The organism is Nonomuraea sp. NPDC049421, from assembly GCF_040677005.1.
Taxonomy (GTDB): domain Bacteria; phylum Actinomycetota; class Actinomycetes; order Streptosporangiales; family Streptosporangiaceae; genus Nonomuraea; species Nonomuraea salmonea.
Genome location: NZ_JBFAQA010000002.1, coordinates 391191 through 411569 on the forward strand (window position 1 = coordinate 391191; position 20379 = coordinate 411569).

Here is a 20379-nt window from a genome sequence, read left to right on the forward strand (position 1 = left end):
GCAGTGCCCGGCGAACGGTTCGCCCTGAGCACGATAGTGAAGACGAGGAACCATGAGAACCCACCCACCACCCACGATCAAGGCCGTGCGGCGCGTAGCCATCACAGTGCTGGCCGCCGCGCTGCTGGCCGGGACGGCCACCCCCGGGCCGGCCACCGCGGACAGCAGCGCGACCGGGCCGAAGGCCGCTGCCAGGGAGGAGCGCCCGGAGCTGCTGAAGGCCATGCAGGCGTTCGTCGACGCCGGTTTCACGGGGGTGCAGCTGCGCGTGCACGATGAGCGCGGCGAGTGGACCGGCAGGGCGGGGGTACGCGCGCTCGGCCAGGCCGCCAAGCCGCCCACGAACGGGCGGTTCTGGACGGGCAGCGTCGTCAAGCCCTTCACCGCGACCCTGGTGCTGCAACTGGTGGCCGAGGGCAGGATCGCCCTGGACGTCCCCGTGGCCGGCTACCTGCCCGAGCTCGGCCTGGACCGGCGGATCACGGTGCGGATGCTGCTGCGGCACACCAGCGGCCTGTTCAACTACACCGGCGACCTCGACCCCGACGGGACATGGGTGCCGGGCATCTCCGCCAACGGCGACGCCTGGCTGCCCGAGCGCTTCCGCTCCTACCGGCCGGAGGAACTGGTCAGGGTGGCACTGTCCAAGCCACTACGGTTCGAGCCGGGCAGCGACCAGCAGTACACCAACACCAACTACACCCTGGCCCTGCTGCTGATCGAGAAGGTCACCGGCCGCTCCTACGCCGAGGAACTGCGGCGGCGCATCCTGCGGCCGCTCGGCCTGAATGACACTTCGGTGCCGGGTGACCGGACGCGGCTGCCCGGGCCGCACGCCCACGGCTACTACCGCTACAAGGACGCCGCCGGCCAGGAGCAGGTGGTCGACATCAGCCGGCAGAACCTGTCCCTGCTGGCCGGCGCCGGTGACCTTATCTCCACCACCCGTGACCTGCACACCTTCATCTCCGCGCTGAACGGCGGCAAGCTCCTGCCCGCCCCTCTGCTCGCCGAGATGCGCACGCCGCACCCCAAGATGGGCTACGGCCTCGGACTGTTCGTCCAGGACCTGGGCCCGGGCTGCGGCACCGTCTACCAGCACAACGGCAGCCCCCCGCACGGCTACGGGGCGCTGATGTACAGCTCGCCCGACGGCAAGACGACCGTGACCGGCTCAGTGACCTGGGTGGACGAGGCCACCAGAGGACCGGCGAAGGACTTCCAGAAGCTGGTGGACGCGCTCGTGGAACAGGTCTTCTGCACCGGGCAGGCCGGGCCGTCTCAGTAGGCGCGGCCGAGCACCGCGGGTACGCCTTCGAGGGTGAACTCCGTGCGTTCGTGCCTCAGGAAGAGCGCGAACCGGGCCACGCCAACCCTTGGTGCTTACCGGCCGGTCTGGGTGAGCGCGACGATGACGTGGAGCATGCCAATGATGGGTTCTTGAGGGCTGGGTAAGGTTCCGGCTCTGGCCGGACGCCGCGCCGCCATGCGCGTGAGCGTGGAGGAGCGAGGCGGGGAGAGGAGTGGTCCGGCGTTCACCTGCCGAGGGCGCGCTCTTGTGGGTGGATGGTCTCGCCGCAGGCGAGCATGTCAACGAACCGGGTGATACGGCGGGCTCGGGTCTCGGCGCGTTTGGCGTTCGTGATCCGATAGAGAACGGCGTAGCGGTTCTGGGCGGTGAGGATGTCGAACATCGCTTGTGCCTGGGGGTTCGCGGCCAATGCGGCGGCCAGGTCGGCCGGTACCTCGATGCCGGCTTGTCCCGCGTAGGCCGTGTCCCAGCGGCCGTCGGCCTTGGCGCGTTGGACCTCGGACATTCCGGCCGGATGCATCCGCCCCTCGCCGATCAGACGGGTGACGAGGGAAACGTTCCGCGCTGACCAGGGACTTTGCCTTCCGCGAGGGGTGAAGCGCCGGCAGAAGGTGATCTCATCCCGCCGTCGTAGCCGGCCGTCGATCCAGCCGTGGCACAGGGCTTCGTCGAGCGCCTGGTCATAGGTCAGGCTGGTGGGCCGGGTCGTGTTCTGCTTGGCGAGGACCAGCCACACCCCTGCCGAGCTGTCGTGGTGCTTGCTGAGCCACTCCCGCCAGGCTCGGGCATCGGTAACGGTCAGTTCCAGTAGTTCGTCGCTCATCGTCATTGTGCCCCTGATGATCATCCAAAGGGATGGTTGTCGGCGGTCACCCGAAGGCGGGAGCCCAGGCCGGGGACTGCCGTAAGTGACGCCGGATCGGCCGGCGGTGGAGCCGGCCGATCTCGTCCTTCGCCACGTCGCCACCGCGTCCCTCTGGACGGATGACGACCGTCCGCCTTCACCAGGCCTTGCCGGCTGGCTCCCGGATCGTGTGGTTGATGCGGTTGAAGAAGTTGGTGATTGCGATGTTCAAGATGATCGCCGACATCTGTTTCTCGTCGAAGTGGGTGGCAGCGGCGTCCCAGATCTCGTCGGTCACGCCCGGCGCGCCGTCCTGGATCCGGGTGGCGGCCTCGGTCAGCGCGAGCGCCGCCCGCTCCTGCTCGGTGAAGAACGGGGCCTCGCGCCAGGCGACCACGTTGTGCAGCCGCTCGTCGGTCTCTCCATGCTTCTTCGCCGACTGGACGCCGGCGAACACACACGGGCTGCAGCCGTTGATCTGGCTGGCCCGCAGATGGACCAGCTCGAGCACGAGCGGGTCGACGCCACCGGCGTTGATCGCCTTCTGGAGATGCTGGACCGCTGTGATCACGTCGGAATTCGCCACGCTCTTCATGCGTGCTTCCATCAGTGTTGCTCCTTCATCGGTTACCTCGGCCCGTCCGGTTCCGTCATCTAACGCACCTTGGCGGAGGTCGTCGTCATGGATTTTTCGGCCGAGGAGTTCTCGGTCGTGCCGGCGACGTTACGGTATGACCCGGTCAGAAACGGTCCTGGTTATCGAGCAGACTGTGAGTCATGGTCAACACCTCGGCGCGGCTGCTGCAGTTGCTGTCTTTGCTGTCAACGCGGCAATCCTGGACGTGCGCTGAGCTTTCCGCCCGGCTGGAGATCACCGAACGGACGGTTCGCCGGGACATCGCCCGGCTCCGTGAACTCGGCTACGGCATCGAATCGGAGATGGGCCCATGGGGCGGCTACCACCTCGGGCCCGGAACCAGCATTCCGCCACTGATCCTCGACGAGGAGGAGGCCCTCGCGGTCGCTGTCGGGCTGCGCACCGCCGCCTTCAGCGGAGTCTCCGGCAGCGACCAGGCAGCCCTGTCGGCGCTGCTGAAACTACGCCAGGTACTGCCGGCCAGGATCGCCGACCGGCTCGGCGAGCTGGACGCCGCGTTCACCCACACCGCACGACCCGACGACAACCAGATCTCCCCGGCGCTGCTGCTCGACCTGGCCACCGCGTGCCGGCGAGGCGAACGCACCCAGTTGACCTACCGCGACGGGGCCGGAACGACGTCCACCCGACGAGTGGACCCCTACCGGCTCCTCTACACCGGCCGCCGCTGGTATCTCCTCGCCTACGACCTGATGCGAGAGGACTGGCGCACCTTCCGTACCGACCGCATCATCGATGCCACAGCCACCGGGCAGGCCACCGCCCCGCCCGACCCGCCAGACCCAGCACAGATGATCAGCACGGGCATCGCGCGGAGGCCCTACCCGGTGCGGGTGACCATCCGCCTGCACGTACCGGCCGATGAGGCCCGCAGGCTGGTACCACCAACGGTCGGCGTCCACCACCCGGACGGCGATGACGCAACGATCATCGACATCGGCGGGCCAGACGCCGACGGCCTGGCCCGCTACCTGCTCAGCCTCGGCCGACCACTCCAGATACTGCACCCAGAAGAGGTCCGCCAGGCATTCCTCACCCGCACACAACAGCTCCTCAACGACAACCAGGAACGCAAACACCCGCCGATCGCCGACACGGCTACCTGCAGTGACGGATGTTGCCGGCACCATGAAGTGCGAATTCGATCTTGACTGTCTCAATCGAGGTTCGCTACTTTCGGCCCCACTCGCGGATCGCGCTCGTAGTGCTGGCGGCTCTCTGGCGTCGGGACTCTGTGGTTCTTCGCCGACCCGCTGAACCTGCCCCCGCAACTGCTGGACACATTGGACCAGCGGTCCAGCGTGATCGGCATGTTCACCGGCATGCTGCTGGGCGCGGCCGGGCTCGTGGTCGCGGTGATGGCTATTGCGCGCGCAGACCCGCGCCGACCGCATCCCGACCGGCATCGCCCCGCCCGAGACGACAGCAGCCGAGCAGCAGACCCCGCAGGTGGCGGCCGACGGCCGGCGACCGGTCCCCGCACCCGCCGACGCGGGCGACAACGGGGGCGACGAGCGACGCCCCCCGGCCCGATGACGCCGATGAGCCGTCTATCGCCACCGGCAAGTACGTGGTGGACCTGCGGCATGCCCACGGCGTCCAGGTCGGTGAGAACCTCACCCAGCACAACGTCTTCCGCTCGCCTGCCAATCCCGCCTGACCCGATCTGACCCCAGCAGACACGAGGCCCCCGATGGACCCGCAGCCCGCTCCCGACCGGCACACACCTTCCGCCGGGCCGTCCGAAGAGTCGACGGCGGAGCCGGGTGGCACCTGCTGTAGTCCTCATTGGTGTTCAGGTAGATACCCAGCTCCTGCAGGCCGTCCTGCGAGGTCCGCAGTGGGTCGGCAAGCTGACGGAGGAAGACCGGCGAGCCCTCAGCTCGCTGTTCTGGGCTTATGTGAACCCCTACAACCTGTTCCGGCTGGACATGGAGACCCGGCTCGATCTCACCGCGGCGTGAGCCGGGGGCGAGGAACCGGCGGACAGCCGTTGGCGCTCAGATGGATCTTGATTGCAGGGAGCTGAGGCTGTTCTTGGTTGCGAAGCATCCCTAGCGCGTTTCCTGGTCCCGGCGTCGACGTGCGGCGCGGATCTCGGCGTCGGCGACCTTGTCGTCGAGCAGCGCGTACAGCTGCGTCGTCTCCGTGGAGGCGTGGCCGAGGCGGCGGCGGACGGCCTCGATGGAGACGCCGGCGTTGATGAGTTCGGTGGCGTGGGCGTGGCGCAGCTGGTGGATGTCGATCTCGACGCCGGCCTGCGCGCAGTAGGTCTGCCAGCGGTGGTGGGCGGCGTCGTAGGACAGCGGACCGCCGCGGCCGTTGATGGAGGCGCGAAACAGCGGCCCGGCGCCGTAGCCGGCGCGGGCCAGGTAGAGCTTGAGCAGGGTGACGTAGCCGCGGTCGTCCAGCAGGACGGTGCGGACGCTGCCGCCCTTGCCGTGGACGCGGACGTGTTCGTCGTCCAGGCGCAGGTCCAGGTCCTCGACGTACAGGCCGCGCACCTCCGAGGCGCGGGCGCCGCACACGTAGGCGGTCTCGAACAGCACCCGATCCCGCAGCCGGTCCAGCGGCACCTCCTTGCGCGGCCGCCGCGAGCAGATCACCGCCAGCACCTTGGCCACGTCGGCGGCTGCGGCCGGACGGGGCAGGGCCTTCGGGACTTTGACGGTATCGATCCGGTCCATCGGGTTGGCCTGCAGCAGGTCGTGCCGGACCGCCCACTTGGTGAAGGAGGCGACGGCGGCGCGCTTGCCCTTGCGGCTGGCCGGCGATAGGTCGGCGAGCTCGGCCAGGTAGGCGCGAATGGGCATCGCGGTCAGCTCGGCAATCTCCTCGCCGTGGTGGGCAGCGAAGGCGATCAGGTCGCCGCGGTAGGCGCGCCGGGTGTGTGCGGAGGCGCCGGCGTTAGCCAGGTCGGTGAGGAGTTGTCGAGATGGCGGGCGAGCGGGTGGGTGCGGCCGAGCTGGTGCACCAGCCACGGCTTGGATAAATCGGGCCTAGCCGCCGAACGTCACCTCGGGATAGTGGGCGGACGGCTTGTCCAGCAGGGGCTGCGGCTTCCCAGTGAGGTGGCGGGTGAAAAAGGCGGCGACGTAGGTGCGGGTGACCTTCACGGATCGGGCTCCGGTCATGGCGAACCCGAGGTCGATGCCGAGTTGTTCGGCCAGCAGCGGGACGTCGGTGAAGGACGCGTGCTCCGCTCCGGTCACCACCAGCCACCGCTTCCAGCCGGTCAGCTTCTTCCAGTCGCGTCCCCAGCTCCCGTCCTTGCCGCCGGGGCTGTGCATCGTCGGCGATCCCATGAACAGGAACGGCCGGGCCAGGCCGCGCTCGGGGATCGGGGCGAAGGTGGTGCCGTCCAGGTTGACCCCGGCGCGGATGCGCTGGTCGCGCACCATGGCCGCGATGCTGCTCGCGCCGCCGACGGACTGACCGGCCATCCCGATGCGCGACCGGTCGATCAGCGCGGCTCCCCGCCATTTCGGCTTCGCGCCGGTGAGCTGGTCGAGGACAAAGGAGACATCCGCCGCGCGGCTGCGGACCACCTGCTCCCCGAAGTCCGGGTCCTTGTTCCCGCAGGCGACGCACGTGGTGACCCGCCCGTCGGGGAAGGCGGTGGCGGCGCTCTCGTAGGTGTGGTCGATCCCGACCACCACGTTGCCTCTGCTGGCCAGGTCCTCGGCCAGGCTGGTGAGTGAGCTGCGCGGGGAGCCGAGGCCGGGGGAGAGCACCACCAGGGGCAGGTCGTGCTTGCGGCCTGCAGGCACGGCGTCGGTGAAGGCGTTGGTCCGCACCTTGCTCAGCGTGTCGGGCGCGATGGGCAGCTCCGCGTCCTTGATCAGCAGTTCCGACTCCTTCGACGTCACGTACGGGGCCTGCTGTCTGCCTCGCGTCCCGGCTGCTGGGTACCACAGGGAGACCATCAGTTCCCTCGACTTTGCCGCCGGGACCCATGGGTCGCTCCGGGAGGCGTCCTTCAGGTGAAGGGAGGTGACGCCGACCGCGTGGGAGCCGGTCGGCTCGGGCAGCCGCGGTGCCGCCGGCGCCGCAGCGGCGGCGGGAGTGGGGGCCGTGAGGGTGAGTAGCCCGGCCAGGGCGAGGGCCGTCGTTCTCGCAAGATGCATCAGTGTGTGTCGCCTTTTCTCCAGAGGCCGCGGTCGTCCGCGGACGGGACGACGCTAGGCGCGGTCATGCGGCGGGCGCGTCGGCCGTCGTGCCGATTCTGGGTAGCTCCGAGGAACGATCCGAGCCCGGTGTCATCCCTGCGATGTAGTCCCGGCGGACGGCGCTGCCGTCATCGAGACGGATGCGTGGCCGGTCGCGCAGCCGTGACAATGTCCCGATGACGGTGGAACGAAGGCGGCGGATGTGGCGGCAGTATGTGCGGGAGGTGTTGCGTCCGGAGGAGGCGCGCGCCCGGCCGTCACGCGGAGCGCTGGTGGCCGACGTCGTGCTCGCGCTGCTGCTGACCGTGCTCGCGGTGGCCGCGGTGGCCGATCTGCACGACGCCTCCGCCGAGGGACGGCAGGGGCCGACGGCCGTGTCCCTGCGGCTGCGTCCCGAGCCACCCGCCCGGCCGGTGAGCCCGGCCCCGCCGAGCCCGCGGTCCGGCTCGGAGCAGGGGCCGCACCCGCTGCTGGTGGTTCTGACCGCGTTGCCGCTGGCGGTGCGGCGCCGGTACCCGTTGGCCGCCTTCTGGATGGTCGTGCTCGCCGCGCTGGCCACCCACGAGGCCGCGACGTGGATCACCGTGCTCGCCTGCGCCGTGGCCGCCTACGGCTCGCTCGCCTACAGCCGTCACCGGCTGGCGGCGGCGGGCGGGCTGGCGGCGGCGGCCGTGCTGACCGGCGTGGTCTTCCAGGACGTCGTTCCCGCGCTGCCGTCCTGGCTGGGCCCCATCGTCGTGCTGGCTGCGGCGGGGGCGCTGGCGGTGGCCGTCCGCTTCTGGCAGGGGCGGCTGCGGGCCGCCCGGGATCGCCTCGACGCGCTCGAGCGGGCCCAGGCGGAGGCCATGCGCGCGGCCGTCGACGAGGAGCGAGCCAGGATCGCCGCCGAACTGCACGACATCGTGACCCACAACGTGAGCGTGATGGTGATCCAGGCCGGGGCGGCGCGCAAGGTCATGGACGCCGAGCCCGCGGAGTCGAAGCGGGCGCTGCTCGCGATCGAGGCGGGCGGCCGGGCGGCCATGTCCGAACTCCGTCACGTCATGGGCCTGCTGGCCACCGAGAACGAGGCCATGGGCCACGGGGGGATGAAGAACGAAGTTGCGCAGAGCGGGCCGCCCGGTCCGCAACCCGGGCTCGATCAGCTCGACGCGCTGGTCACCCGGGTTCGGGCCGCCGGGATCCCGGTCGACGTCGAGCTGTCGTTGCCGACCGGCCCGCTGCCCGCCGGGGTCGATCTGGCCGCCTACCGCGTGGTCCAGGAGGCCCTGACGAACACGATCAAGCATGCGGCGGGCGCGGCGGCGTCCGTCTCGATCCGCCACGAGGGCGACCGGCTGGAGATCGAGGTCACCGACACCGGCGGTGCGCGGCGCGGCCCGTCACACCCGGGCGGGCGTGGGCTGATCGGGCTGCGCGAACGGCTGGCCGTCTACGGCGGCACCCTGAACGCGGGACACACCCCTGCGGGAGGCTACCGGATCTTGGCCCGTGTACCGTGGCGAGCCTCATGAGCCACTCTCTCCGCGTGATCATCGTCGACGATCAGGCCCTGGTACGCACCGGGTTCCGGATGATCCTGGCCGCCGATGGCATCGAGGTGACGGCCGAGGCGGCAGACGGCGCCGAGGCGGTGGAGGCGGCCCGGCGTACCAGGCCGGACGTCGTCCTCATGGACATCAGGATGCCGCGCATGGACGGCATCGAGGCCACCCGGCGCATCCTCGCCGACGACGCGGCCGGCGGCACCCGCGTGCTCATCCTGACCACCTACGACCTCGACCACTACGTCTACACCGCGCTCGCCGCCGGGGCCAGCGGCTTCCTGCTCAAAGACGTCACCCCCGAGCACCTGGTGGCCGCGGTGACCCTGGTGCGCACCGGCGACGCCCTGCTCGCCCCGGCCATCACCCGGCGCCTGGTCGAGCGGTTCGCCCGCCGGGACGACGCCGGTCCTCCGGCCCCGCACCGTGACCTGTCGGAGCTGACCGCGCGGGAGCTGGAGGTGCTGCGGCTGCTGGCCACCGGGCTGAGCAACGTCGAGCTCGCCGAACGGCTGACCCTCAGCCCGGCGACGGTGAAGACCCACGTGGCCCGTATCCTGGCCAAGCTCGGGCTCAGGGACCGGGTCCAGGCCGTCGTGCTCGCGTACGAGACCGGGCTGGTATCCCCGGGCGCGACGTGACCGTGCACGGAGGCGGACCACCGACTTCAAGCATGCTCCTGATCACAGGACGTGACAGCCTCTGACAGGGAAGGTCTTTTGCACCGTCCCAAGATCGCTTAGCGGGATCGAGACACCTTCTCACCAGCGGGCACTTCACGTCACCGGGATTCGAACGGTCCGCGCTTCAGACGCCGTCCTCGTCCACGACAGCGGCATTGCCGGTGCTGGCCTTGGGCAACGCCGCCGTGCCAAGCGGCCGCAGGCCCTTGTCCGGGGCCGAGGAAGCGATCGCGTAGCGGCCCAGGCAGTTGAGGTGGGCGTGGCCCAGCGGGGACAGCCGCGCCACGTCCTCGTCCTTGACCGGCACACCCTGGGCGCGCAGCTGGTCCACGATCGCCGACAGATACCGTGAGTTCCACAAAACGACGGCATTGACGACGAGTCCAAGAGCTGCGAGTTGATCCTCCTGGCCTTCCCGATATGCCTGCCGGATCCGGCCGGCGTTGCCGTGGCAGATCTTGCGCGCCAGCCGGTGCCGGGACTCCTGGACCGACAACTGCTTGCCCAGGCTCCGGCGGTAGCTGGAATCCATCGGGTCCAGCATGCTGAGCAGGTGCATCGTCTTGTCGATGCGGCCGTACTCGGCGAACGCCTGCCCCAGCAGGAGTCGGGTTGCCCTGGCGGGCGAACATGCGCAGCAGGTCGTAGGCGCGTACCTGGTTGGTCACCAGCGATCCGGCGACGCGGAGCATGTACGGCCACTGGGTGATCACCTTCTTGGGGTTCAGCTTGTTCCGGGCAATCGCCTCCAACACCCCGTAGTCGCCGGTGCTGCCGTCGGGCAGGGCGGCCCGCCAGAACCGCTGATCGCCCAGATCGGCAAAGCGGGGCGCGAACCGGTAGCCGAGCATGGAGAAGATCCCGAACACCATGTCACTGTCGCTGGCCTGGTCAGTCGTGACCACCTCGGGTTTCGGCCCGGCGTCCAGGTTGATCAGGCAGTCCAGGATGTACAGGGAATCGCGGGGCGTCCCCGGCACCACCATCTGCCCGATTCCCGCAACTTGATCATTGACTGCGTTGAGCCACATAAGACCCTTTTGTAACCGTAGTACTTAGGTGAGGGCCCGGCGTTGATCGTCTTAACCGGGACAACGAACCGCAGCCCGTCCACCGACGCCAGCAAGCCACCGCCCCACGCCGCGACGATCGGCACCTTGCCCTGGTGCGCGATCAGGATCGCGTTGGCCGCGGCGTGCGTCTCGGCGCGCACATAGTTCTGGTCCACGTGCGAGAGCCGGCCACGGGTCAGCGCCTCATCCCCGGCCTTGATCACCGGCGTCAATCCGACGTTGCACGCCTCGCTGATCATTAGTGCTACCAGCGATCTCGGCAGGTCGTTCATGCGGGTGGAGATATCGGCCAGGTGCACGTAGGCGTCCAGGAACCCGGTCCATGCGTGCACCTCCAGCAGTAGCTCGGGCAGGTCGATGCGGGGCAGCATGGCCTGGCAGGTGGCCCGTAGCCAGGCCAGCGACTCGCTCTCGCGGAGCGCGCCGAGTTTCTCCACCGACAGCCGGGCCCGCCCGCCGCCGGCCGGGGCCACCACCGAGACCAGCGCGTCCTCGCCCGCCTCCTCCAGACGGGCGGCCATCTGCTTCCAGGCCGCATCCAGGGCCAGGACCTTGCCGTTCAGATGCTCCGCGACCGGTTCGGTGAGCGACAGGGAGGCCAGCACGTCCTCGGCGATCGCCTCCCACTGCGAGCCGGCCAGCAGGTGGGCGCGCGGGTCGGCCCAGCGCAGCGATGGCGAGGCGAACACATCCCTGATCGTCAGTGCCCGCATCAGGTGCTCCAGCACGCACACGACGTACGCGTCACGATCCACCGCGCCCTGCGGCAGGTCCGGGTTGGCATACACCGCCCGCTTCCACGACGCGGTCACCAGCGCGGCGTCGATCTCCTTGGGCAGCAGTGGCTTCTTGCTGGTCGATCAGGTCGAGCTGGTCGACCAGGACGCGTCCGGCCTTGGCCACCAGCTTGGAGGCCCGCTCGAGCCGGGGCAACACGCGTAGGCGTTCGTCGGCGGACTTGCGGCGGGCCGGGCTGATCAACCGGGTGGCCATCAGTAGCGCGAACAGATCGAGGGCGTCGTCGATCGCGTCGGCTTCCAGGCTCCGGGTGACCGCCAGCAGCGTGGCGGTCCGGCGCGGCTCGATCAGCCGGTCCAGGGCCGGCGCCTTGCTGCCTGCCCCGTACTTGGCCAGGGTTTTCATCCGCCGTACCGGTACCTTCGACACCGCAACCCGGCCCAGCCCGAAGGCGGCCAGCTTGTCCACCCGCTGCAGCGCCCTCACCATCTCCGTCCCCGACGTGCGCTTGGGCGCCTGCCGCAGCTTCTCCAACTCCGAGATGCGCGAGCCCTCCGGCACCACCAGCAGACCCGACAACGCGGCCGGCAGGTTTGGATCGGCACGGTGCACCTGTTTGGTCACCACGGTGTACATGCGCACGTCGGCCCGTTCCCGCACGCTGCCCACCAGGCGTTCCAGCACGGTCACCCCGGGCAGCAGCACCCGATGCCGCCGCAGCCACGCCACCGACTGCTCGAACAGCGCCACCGGCCCCTCGGCGTGTGTCCAGGCCCGGCCGTGCAGGAAGGTCCGGAACTGGCGCGTCAGCTGCCGCTCGCTCCAGCTGTTGGCGTCATCAAGGGTGTGGTAACCGTAGGCGTCGCGGATCATCCACGCATGCTCGTACGTCGTCTTGAGCCGCTCGGCATACTTCTTGACCTGCGACGCGTCACCGATCCCCAGCTGCTCGGCCAGGTAGTCCACCACCGGCCAGGGCACCGCCAGCGGATCCTCTAAGAACAACCCCTTATACCGAACGGTCCCGATCTGGACGGCAACGCCCAGCCGGTGAGAATCGGCCCTCGACTGCGCGATCACATTCCGGTCGAAGCTGTCCAGGAAGAAGAACTTCTCCGGGTCTGACAGCGATGGCACCTCGATGAACGAGGCGTAGGCGGCCCTCTGCTCGGCAGACAGAAATTCCGCAGGCATAGCCCGCACGGTAGAGCCATATCGGTCGCGATCAACTCATAGTGATTGACGCGTTACAAGTGAGGATCTTCCAGCCGTAAGTGCTTCTTGATCCTTCTCAGCGCCAAGGGCTGTCCGCCGGTTCCTCACCCCCGTGAGCGGACCTCCGGGCGGGCCGGTGCGATGGTTCTGGCGCCAGCTCATGTTTCTGCGCCGCCGACTAACTATGCGATCACCTTTACTCGCGCGTGGCCCGTCAGCCGACCAGGCTCCTCATGATGCAGTCAATGCGCTGGCGTCCGTGCTGTGGCGTTCGGTAGCCAATCGCGGGTGGGATCGTGTTCCAGCCACCGGTTGTGCTCGGCCTCCGTCACGAAGGCGCTTGTCAAGGTGTCCAGCAGTGGGTGGCCGCCGTTGTCGCGCCAGAGCAGTGACCAGGCGTACAGCGGTGTGGGGTCGATCAGCGGGATCGAGCGGATCGCCGGGTGCGGAGGGAGGGGAATGTCTGCGGGCAGCAGGCTGAAGCGGTGCATGTCGGCTGCCAGATCGGCCAGGAAGTGGTCCAGTCCCAGGTTCGTGCCTTCGGCGTGCTGGTGGATGCCGAAGGCCATGGCGAAGCGGTGCAGGAAGTCCAGTCGGTGGAGCGCGCCGGGGGTCCACAGTACGCCGTCGCGCAGCTGCGCCGGACGGATCGCGGGCGCGTTCGCCAGCGGATGATCGACGTGGAGGATGGCGTCCACGGGTTCCAGCCGTACCAGGCGATGGGTCAGCCCGGCGGGCAGCGGCGCGTGGACGCGGCCGAAGGCGGCGTCGATGTCGCCGTGCAGCAGCGCGGTGATCACCGACGGCAGGTCTCGGCCGTGGCCCAGTTCCAGCCGCGGCTCGCCGGTCGTCACCTGGGCCAGGGTGCGCATGGGCGCGTACAGGTGGCCCCACACGTCGATCCGTAGCGGGCGGTGTGTGTCCAGCACAGCCGCCACGGCCAGGTCGGCAGCGGCCAGCGCCTGCCGGGCGGGCTTCAAGAAACGCTGGCCGGCCTCGGTGAGGCGCACCCCCTGGCCGCCGCGGTCGAGCAGGCGCCTGCCGAGCGTGGACTCCAGGCGGGCGATCCGTTTGGACAGGGCCTGCTGGGAGATCGACAATTCCTCGGCCGCGTGGCCGAAGTGCAGCTCTTCTGCCGCCTGTACGAACGCGCGCACCTGCGCCAGGTCCAAGTCCACGGCTGTCACCATAGGCGACAACCTATGGTTGTCGGCTCCTCGCGTCCGTTGTTGGCTCAGGCGATCCGCTCGCCGGTTTCATGGCCGCATGCGTAGATTGATCCCTACGGGAGATGCCTCGCGGCCGGTCGAGTTCGCCCAGGCCGCTCAGCCCGTGCCCGCCCCGGACGAGGTGCTGATCAAAGTTGAGGCGTTCTCCCCGAATCGGGGGGAGACGTTCCTGCTGGAAACGCCGGAGCCCGGTCTGCAGCCGGGCAAGGACGTCGCAGGACTGGTCGTGCAGGCCGCTGCCGACGGCTCGGGCCCACCGGCCGGCAGCCGGGTGGTGGGCCATCCACCCATGGGCGGCTGGGCCGAGTACGCGGCCGTGCCTACCCACTCGATCGCCGTCCTACCCGACGGGCTCGCCGCCGTGCAGGCGGCCGCCCTTCCACTGGCCGGGATCACCGCGCTGCGGCTGCTTCGTACTGCCGGAGCCGTGACGGGCAGGCGACTGCTGCTGACCGGCGCCTCCGGCGGGGTGGGCCACTACCTGACCGAGCTCGCCGCCGCAGCCGGGGCGGAGGTGACCGCGGTGACCGCCACGGCAGAGCGCGGCGCGCGCCTGCGCGAGCTGGGCGCCGCCGCGATCGTGCACGACGCGGACGAGACGGACGGGCCGTTCGACGTGGTGCTGGAGTCCACCGGCGGCAACGCGCTCCCGGCCGCGCTGGCCCGGCTGGCGCCAGCCGGCCTGCTGGTGTGGTTCGGGCAGGCCAGCCGTACCCCTGCGACGGTGAACTTCTTCGACCTGCTGGCCGGGCCGCAGAACGCCGTGATCCGGCACTTCCACTACGCGGGCACGCCGTACGGTCCTGACCTGGCCACCCTGGTACGTCTGGCGGCCGGCGGGCGGCTGCACCCCGAGATCGGCCGCACCGCCGACTGGAGCCGGACCGCCGACGTCCTAGTCGACCTGCGGGAACGCCGGATCCGCGGCAAGGCCGTCCTGACGATCGGAGCATCGCGATGAGCGCCGCGGACTTCGCCGCCGCCAACCTGTCACGCGCCACCGGAGCCGGGCTGGACCCGCACGAGTACCTGCGCGTCACCGGCGAACTGACGGACCTGGAGCAGTGGGGCGAGGCTTTCATGCGCGCCGCACGCGAGCACTTGGCGCGCGCCGGGCAGGCGGCCACGGCGATCTCAGCGGGCGAGCACCTCCGGGCGGCGGCGCGCTGGTTCCACTTCGCCACCCTGGGACCGAACCGCCAGAACGCGCTCGCGGCGGCCGAGGCCGACACGGCCATGAGGCGGGCGCTGGAGTTGCTGGAGCCGCAGGCGCGCCGGATCGAAGGGCCGGGCTTCACCGGCTGGCTGCGCGGCCCAGCCGATGCCGCCGCGACGGTGGTGGTGGTTCCGGGGCTGGACTCCGGCAAGGAGGAGTTCCACGACCTCGTCACCGCCCTGCTGCGCCGGGGCCTGGCCGTGTTCGCCATGGACGGGCCGGGACAGGGCGCGCTCGCCGCCACCAGCACCGTCCGCGCCGACTACCACCACGTGATCGGTCAGGTCATCGACACACTCGGCGCGCGGAACGTGGGACTCGTCGGGCTCAGCCTCGGCGGCTACTACGTCGCAGAAAGCGCTGCCCGGGAGAGCCGCGTCGCGGCCGCCGTCACCGTCAGTGGCCCCTTCCGGCTGCACTGGGACGTCCTGCCACCTCCCGTGCGGGATCTCCTCATCCAGCGGGCCGGTGGCGAAGAAGCGGCCCGCCGCTTCGCCGGCCAGGTGGACCTGTCCGCCCTCGCCCCGCAGATCACCTGCCCGCTGCTGATCATCGACGGCGGCCAGGACGTCATCCCCGGCGTGACCAACGGCGAGCCGCTGGCCTGCCTGGCACCGCACGGGCGCTACGTGTCCCTGCCACATGGCGACCACCTGCTCGGCAACGCCCGCCCCGACTGGCTGGCCATGGCCGTCGACTGGATCTCCGGAGCACTCGCATGACACGTCTCACCGACAAGGCCGCCCTGATCACCGGCGGCACGAGCGGCATGGGACTGGCCGCCGCACACCGCCTCATCGCCGAGGGCGCCCACGTGATCGTCACCGGCCGTACCCGGCAACGCGTGGACCAGGCCACCGCCGTGCTCGGCCCGCGCGCTCTCGGCGTGGTGGCGGACGCAACCGACCTCAAGGCTCTGGACGCCCTGATGAACACGATCAGGACGCGCTTCGGCAGCCTGGACGTCGTCTTCGCCAACGCCGGAGTGGGCGCCTTCGCACCCTTCGGGGATATCACCGAAACCGACTTCGATCACACCGTCGACGTGAACTTCAAAGGCGTGTTCTTCACGATCCAGAAGGCCTTGCCGCTGATCGCCGAGAACGGCTCCATTGTCATCAACGCCTCCTGGACCCTGCACCGCGGCAACGGCATTCTCACGCTGTACTCGGCTACCAAGGCGGCCGTGCACAACCTGGCCCGCACCCTTGCGGCGGATCTCGCACCCCGGGGCATCCGCGTCAACTCGATCAGTCCCGGATACATCGACACACCGATGTATCCCGCTGCGGCGTTGAGCGAGACGGAGACTGCGGCCATCACCGGTCGTATCGCGGCGGGGAGGTTCGGGCAACCGGAGGAGATTGCCACAGCAGTGGCGTTTCTCGCCTCCCGTGAGGCGTCCTACATCAATGGCCAGGACCTGGTCATCGACGGCGGCCTCGTGAATGCGATCCTTGCCTGATCACCGCCGGCCCTCGTAGACATCGGGCGGTTGATCTTTCCTCTCATGTACGCGATAACTGCCTATTTCATGTACATGAGCGATCACGGTGGAGCGGCGACCAGGACAACCCCTCCCCCGAGCGATGCGCGACTCCGGCACGTTATCCGTACATCGCAGCGAGCGCCGCGCCGCGCACCAAGCTCACCGGGCGGCTGGCATGAACGCCGCGCCGCCATCACCTCCTGGCTCGCCTGGTGCCAGACCAAGAAGCACTGGGCCGCCCCGTCGGTCCCAGCCGAGGCCGAACGCCGCAAGGAAAGCCCCGACGAGACCCGCGCGGTCGCCAGGACCACCCATCCACCGGCTGCTGTCCCGCCGCGACATCTCGCTGCGCGAGAAGACGCTGTGGAGGATGCTGTACGAGACCGCCGCTCGGGCCGCGGAGATCCTGGCGCTTGACGTCGAGGACTTGGACCTGGAGCATCGACGGGCGCCTGTCCGGTCCAAGGGCGGCGCGATCGAGTGGGTGTTCTGGGACAGCGGCACCGCCCACCTCCTGCCCTGACTGCTCCGCCTCCCGGACGGCAGCACGCGCACGCACGGCCCGCTGTTCCTGTCCGAACGCCGCCCGGTCCCTGCCGAGCCGCCCCGCGGCCGCCGACATCTGCCCGCACACCGGCAGCGCCCGCCTGGGCTACGACCGCGCCCGCGTCCTGCTGGAGAAGCACGCCGGTCTCGATCTGCACCACCTGCGCCACAGGCCGCCACCCACCTCGGCGACGCCGAAGTCCCGCTTCAGCTCATCATGGGCAAGACCCGGCGCAAGAGCGCCATCAACGCCGAAGCGGGCGCCGGCCGGGGTGTCAGCCCCGAGCACCGACAGCAGCCATGGGCGCGATCCCCGGGCGGTTCAGGACCTCACCGAATCCTTCGCCACGCTCCTCGAACAGCAGGGCATGCCCCGGATGACGGCCAGGGTGCTGGCCTGCCTGTACGTCACCGACTCCGGCAACCTCACCGCCGCCGAATCGGGCCATCGGCTGGGCGTCAGCCCCGCGCCGCTCTCACAGACCGTCGCCTTCCTCGAACAGCAGGGACTCATCAAACGGGAACGAACCCCCGGCGATGAAGCGGGTGAGCCGTTTGTCTATTTGCGTGTGATGACGATGGCGAGAGTCTGCCCGGGGAGGTGGGCCCGGCACTCGCCGGGTAGCGAGCACCAGGTCCCGTCGGCTGCTGATCGCCTTGAGGTGGTCCCTCGATATGGAGATCGCCGGGCCGCGGGCGATCAGCTGGGCAGGATCGGCTCCGTGGCGTCTGTCAGGCGCTGGGTGAGGCGATGCAGGCGTATCGCCTGCTCACGGTCGAACGCGCTGCCGTCGAGGGAGAGGCGGCGCTTGGTGAAGTAGGCACTGAAGGCCTCGGCCGGTGGATCGTCCAGGAGAGTCGTCATGGGCGTGATGGCTTTGGCGACGGAGGTGGCCAGCAGCGGGAAGGTCGCCTTCACCAGCGCACGCAGCGGCGGGGGGAGGTGCGTAGGCATTCCGGTCGAGACGACGCCGGGGTTGTAGCCGACGTAGCGGACCGCACCGCCGTACAACTCGCCGAAAGCGATGCCGAGAAGGTCGTTGGCGCGGAAAGACTGCAGCGTGGCGCGGGTGCCGCTGTAGCGGCGGGTCAGTTGCAGGTCGTCCCAGTGGATGCGGCCCAGGGGGACGCCCGGTGTGCCCACGTTCATGATGACGGGGCGGGGCGCGAGCGTCATCAGGTCGTGCAGGCCGTGGCTGAGGATGTGCCTGCTGAGGTAGGCCAGAGCGAAGCTGTGCTCGAAACCCTCGTGGGTGGTGACGCGGGACCCGAAGAGCCGGTAGCGCTGGGCGCACAGGACGAGCGTGTCCAGCGAGGCGCACGTGGCCTTGATCGTGGCGAGAAGGTCCTTGGTCGCCGCGACCGAGGTGAGATCGGCGCGCACGAACGCGGCGTTCTCGCTGGCGGCCTCTGCCAGGAATGCCTCGCCCTTGGCAGGGGTGCTGCCGACGGCTATGACACGCGCCCCCTGGCGCAGGTAATGCAGGGCCAGGCCCTTGCCGATTCCGTCGGTGCCGCCGGTGATGATGACGGTCCTCATGCCTTGCCTCCCACGCTCTGCGGGCTCAACGAGGTGCACAGGTCCCAGACGGCGTTGCGGTTGCGCGGATCGAGGACGCTGGCCGGCCACGGCCGGTGGCGGCAGCTGCTGTCGAAGTAGGCGCCGGTTATGCCCTCCACCTCGGGGCTGGAGGCCAGGTAGACGCTCGGACGGGCGGACCTGGCCAGGTCCGCAAGGAACAGCGGCGCGATGACCTTCAGCACCAGGGGCGCGATGGGCCGGTAAAGCTTCGGGAACGCCTTGATCGACGTCGATCTGTTCATCGGGGTGTAGCCGTGCCCCGGGTAGACCACGTTGACGCAGACGCCGGTGCCGGACAGTTCCGTGGCCAGCCGATGGGTCATCGCCATCGTCATTGTCTTGGTGTGGTTGTACTGGCTGAACGTCCATCCCATGAAACGCTTCTCTGCTTGCAGGTTGTCTCGCTCGATCGGGCCGCCGGGTATCCCGCCGGTGACGTTGACGATCCGCGCGCTGCCTGCCTGGCGCAGCTGCGGCAGCAGCAGGTGGGTGAGGGTGAAGGGCGCGAGCACATGGGCGGCGAAGGTCTTCTCCACGCCGTCGGCCGTGAGCTGCCTGGCTGGCGGGTTCACGCCCACGTTGTTGACCAGAACGTCGAGCTGATCGGTGCGTTCGGCGATCTGCGAAGCCAGCTTGGCGAGGCCGTCCAGGGTGGTGACGTCTGCGACGAGCGCCTCGATCCGGTCATGTCCCGCGTCTCGTCTGAGCTCGGTCATGGCCTGACGGCCCTCCACTGGGTCCAAGCCGACGAGGACGACCGAGGCTCCTCGCATGGCGAGGCCGCGGGCGATCTCCTTGCCGATCCCGCCGGTGCTGCCCGTGATCACAACGGTCTTTTCCTGCATGACATCTCCATCCATTTCTGTCACTTGGTGTCAGCTTATACATCTGGTGCCACTGTGTACACTCGGTTGCGTGACAGGATTGAGAGAGCGCACCAGGCGAGCGGTGACCATGCAGCTCGCCGACGTGGCCATGGAGCTGTTCACCTCACGCGGGTTCGACGAGACCACGGTCGAGGACATCGCCCAGGCAGCCGGCATCTCCAAACGCAGCTTCTTCCGCTACTTCCCCACCAAGGAGGACGTGGTCTTCGAGGGTGTCCGCGCGCTGGGCGACGACATCGTCGAGGAGCTGTCCGGGCAGCCCTCCGACCTCGGACCGTGGGAGGCACTGCATGCCGTACTGCGGGACTGGAGTCAAGAGATCACCGACGAACGCCACCGGCTAATCGCGTCGACGCCGGCGTTGCGTGCCCGCTTCCACCAGACACGTGATGACATCCGACGGCAGTTCGCCGACGTCGTCCAGCGGAAGTTCGGGCTCGACGTCCTCGCCGCCGAACTCGTCACGGCCTGCGCGGCGGCTGCCCTCGACTCCGCGTCCCGCGAGTGGCACCGCCTGGGCGGAAAGACCGAGCGCGCTGAGCTCGTCGACCGGGCCTTCGCCCTCGCCCGCCCTGCTTGCTGCCCGGCCCCGGGCGCCTGATCCGGGCAGCATCGGCTTTCCAGACGAAGGTCGTCGAGACATCCACGCCTACCCCAGGATTGTGCGAAGAGAGGCACGCCGAATTGAGCGACGGCCCCATCGCCCTGGACACGCCACTCGAAGATCGGAGAAATTGTCACGGCCGGTAGACCACGATCTACTAGGCGACCAGGAAGCACGATCACGAACCGCGTCCTGCGCTTTCGCAGCGGCGCTCGCCGACGTCGAGCGGCAGCTCACCGAACGGATAGAAGAGTTGACCGCGCGGCGCAACACGCTGCACCGGCTCGCCGACGGCGACCGGGCCCTGCTGTCCGACCGCGCCGTGACGCTGCTGGAGTGGATGTCCCGCCTTGGCTTCCCCGCCGACGAGGTGGCGGCGACGAGGGAAGGCTGGATCCTGGCCAAGGCCCTGGTCCCCGACGGCTTCGACGACCACCTCACCCACGTCGAGCACGCCCTCGACGACACCCGCTCCGTCGCCTTGATCAAGCGCGCAACCGAAGCCGTGACCTGGGAATTGGACGACTTACGCATCGCCGAGTTCGCCACCGCCATGGCCGACCACTCCTCGCCAACCCCGAACACCTGAA

General features: G+C 69.4%; 19 protein-coding genes and 2 pseudogenes. 13 read left to right on the forward strand and 8 right to left on the reverse strand.

The window, feature by feature from the left end:
• Positions 1-85 precede the first annotated feature (85 nt).
• A complete protein-coding gene (locus AB0K18_RS05545; RefSeq protein ID WP_364910246.1) occupies positions 86-1288 on the forward strand; it encodes a serine hydrolase domain-containing protein in 1203 nt (400 codons plus the stop codon).
• A gap of 247 nt (positions 1289-1535) precedes the next feature.
• Here AB0K18_RS05545 and AB0K18_RS05550 read toward each other — a convergent pair whose 3' ends face one another.
• Complete coding sequence (locus tag AB0K18_RS05550) at positions 1536-2141, reverse strand: YdeI/OmpD-associated family protein (RefSeq protein ID WP_364910249.1); 606 nt, start codon at positions 2139-2141, stop codon at positions 1536-1538.
• Positions 2142-2313: 172 nt separating this feature from the next.
• On the reverse strand, positions 2314-2763 hold the full coding sequence (locus AB0K18_RS05555) for a carboxymuconolactone decarboxylase family protein (RefSeq protein ID WP_364910251.1): 450 nt from the start codon (positions 2761-2763) through the stop codon (positions 2314-2316).
• A gap of 170 nt (positions 2764-2933) precedes the next feature.
• Between AB0K18_RS05555 and AB0K18_RS05560 the strand changes: the two genes are divergently transcribed.
• The 3 genes from AB0K18_RS05560 (at position 2934) to AB0K18_RS05570 (ending at position 4778) form a co-directional block, all read left to right on the forward strand.
• Positions 2934-3965 (forward strand): YafY family protein, encoded by a 1032-nt coding sequence (locus tag AB0K18_RS05560; RefSeq protein ID WP_364910254.1) that lies wholly within the window; start codon positions 2934-2936, stop codon positions 3963-3965.
• Positions 3966-4179: 214 nt separating this feature from the next.
• Positions 4180-4350, forward strand: a complete 171-nt coding sequence (locus AB0K18_RS05565) for a hypothetical protein (RefSeq protein WP_364910256.1) — start codon at positions 4180-4182, stop codon at positions 4348-4350.
• A gap of 230 nt (positions 4351-4580) precedes the next feature.
• On the forward strand, positions 4581-4778 hold the full coding sequence (locus AB0K18_RS05570) for a hypothetical protein (RefSeq protein WP_364910258.1): 198 nt from the start codon (positions 4581-4583) through the stop codon (positions 4776-4778).
• A gap of 90 nt (positions 4779-4868) precedes the next feature.
• Here the strand turns inward: AB0K18_RS05570 and AB0K18_RS05575 are convergent, their stop codons facing one another.
• Positions 4869-5795, reverse strand: coding sequence for a tyrosine-type recombinase/integrase (locus AB0K18_RS05575; RefSeq protein WP_364910261.1), 927 nt, complete (start codon positions 5793-5795; stop codon positions 4869-4871).
• A gap of 18 nt (positions 5796-5813) precedes the next feature.
• Complete coding sequence (locus AB0K18_RS05580; protein WP_364910264.1) at positions 5814-6941, reverse strand: alpha/beta hydrolase; 1128 nt, start codon at positions 6939-6941, stop codon at positions 5814-5816.
• 218 nt (positions 6942-7159) lie between these two features.
• On the opposite strand from AB0K18_RS05580, the gene AB0K18_RS05585 reads away from it, so the two are divergent.
• Positions 7160-8497 carry a histidine kinase gene (locus AB0K18_RS05585; protein ID WP_364910267.1) on the forward strand — a complete coding sequence of 446 codons (1338 nt, stop codon included), beginning with the start codon at positions 7160-7162 and terminating at the stop codon, positions 8495-8497.
• The gene (locus AB0K18_RS05590; protein WP_364910270.1) at positions 8494-9168 is read left to right on the forward strand and encodes a response regulator transcription factor; all 675 of its coding nucleotides are present in this window, start codon (positions 8494-8496) and stop codon (positions 9166-9168) included. The genes AB0K18_RS05585 and AB0K18_RS05590 overlap by 4 nt, the downstream gene beginning before the upstream one ends.
• A 166-nt stretch (positions 9169-9334) precedes the next feature.
• Here AB0K18_RS05590 and AB0K18_RS05595 read toward each other — a convergent pair.
• Together AB0K18_RS05595 and AB0K18_RS05600 are read right to left on the reverse strand one after the other, a co-directional pair.
• Positions 9335-12215: pseudogene (locus tag AB0K18_RS05595) on the reverse strand (Tn3 family transposase).
• A gap of 263 nt (positions 12216-12478) precedes the next feature.
• Positions 12479-13414: a LysR family transcriptional regulator gene (locus tag AB0K18_RS05600; RefSeq protein ID WP_364910273.1), complete on the reverse strand. Its 936-nt coding sequence runs from the start codon at positions 13412-13414 to the stop codon at positions 12479-12481.
• A gap of 88 nt (positions 13415-13502) precedes the next feature.
• Here AB0K18_RS05600 and AB0K18_RS05605 point away from each other — a divergent pair, with 88 nt between their 5' ends.
• The 5 genes and pseudogenes from AB0K18_RS05605 to AB0K18_RS05625 all read left to right on the forward strand — a co-directional run.
• The gene (locus AB0K18_RS05605; protein WP_364910276.1) at positions 13503-14426 is read left to right on the forward strand and encodes a zinc-binding dehydrogenase; all 924 of its coding nucleotides are present in this window, start codon (positions 13503-13505) and stop codon (positions 14424-14426) included.
• Positions 14423-15403, forward strand: coding sequence for an alpha/beta hydrolase family protein (locus AB0K18_RS05610; protein ID WP_364910279.1), 981 nt, complete (start codon positions 14423-14425; stop codon positions 15401-15403). The genes AB0K18_RS05605 and AB0K18_RS05610 overlap by 4 nt, the downstream gene beginning before the upstream one ends.
• Positions 15400-16146, forward strand: coding sequence for a glucose 1-dehydrogenase (locus tag AB0K18_RS05615; protein ID WP_364910281.1), 747 nt, complete (start codon positions 15400-15402; stop codon positions 16144-16146). The genes AB0K18_RS05610 and AB0K18_RS05615 overlap by 4 nt, the downstream gene beginning before the upstream one ends.
• 394 nt (positions 16147-16540) lie before the next feature.
• The gene (locus AB0K18_RS05620; protein ID WP_364910284.1) at positions 16541-16693 is read left to right on the forward strand and encodes a hypothetical protein; all 153 of its coding nucleotides are present in this window, start codon (positions 16541-16543) and stop codon (positions 16691-16693) included.
• Between the two features lie 400 nt (positions 16694-17093).
• Positions 17094-17246: pseudogene (locus tag AB0K18_RS05625) on the forward strand (MarR family transcriptional regulator); the annotation flags it as partial.
• Between the two features lie 170 nt (positions 17247-17416).
• Here the strand turns inward: AB0K18_RS05625 and AB0K18_RS05630 are convergent.
• Both AB0K18_RS05630 and AB0K18_RS05635 read right to left on the reverse strand, forming a co-directional pair.
• The gene (locus AB0K18_RS05630) at positions 17417-18256 is read right to left on the reverse strand and encodes an SDR family NAD(P)-dependent oxidoreductase (protein ID WP_364910287.1); all 840 of its coding nucleotides are present in this window, start codon (positions 18254-18256) and stop codon (positions 17417-17419) included.
• Positions 18253-19143 carry an SDR family NAD(P)-dependent oxidoreductase gene (locus AB0K18_RS05635; RefSeq protein ID WP_364910289.1) on the reverse strand — a complete coding sequence of 297 codons (891 nt, stop codon included), beginning with the start codon at positions 19141-19143 and terminating at the stop codon, positions 18253-18255. The genes AB0K18_RS05630 and AB0K18_RS05635 overlap by 4 nt, the downstream gene beginning before the upstream one ends.
• A 70-nt stretch (positions 19144-19213) precedes the next feature.
• On the opposite strand from AB0K18_RS05635, the gene AB0K18_RS05640 reads away from it, so the two are divergent.
• The gene (locus tag AB0K18_RS05640; RefSeq protein ID WP_364910292.1) at positions 19214-19786 is read left to right on the forward strand and encodes a TetR family transcriptional regulator; all 573 of its coding nucleotides are present in this window, start codon (positions 19214-19216) and stop codon (positions 19784-19786) included.
• Positions 19787-20042: 256 nt separating this feature from the next.
• Positions 20043-20378 carry a hypothetical protein gene (locus tag AB0K18_RS05645; RefSeq protein WP_364910295.1) on the forward strand — a complete coding sequence of 112 codons (336 nt, stop codon included), beginning with the start codon at positions 20043-20045 and terminating at the stop codon, positions 20376-20378.
• The last annotated feature ends 1 nt before the right edge of the window (position 20379 follow it).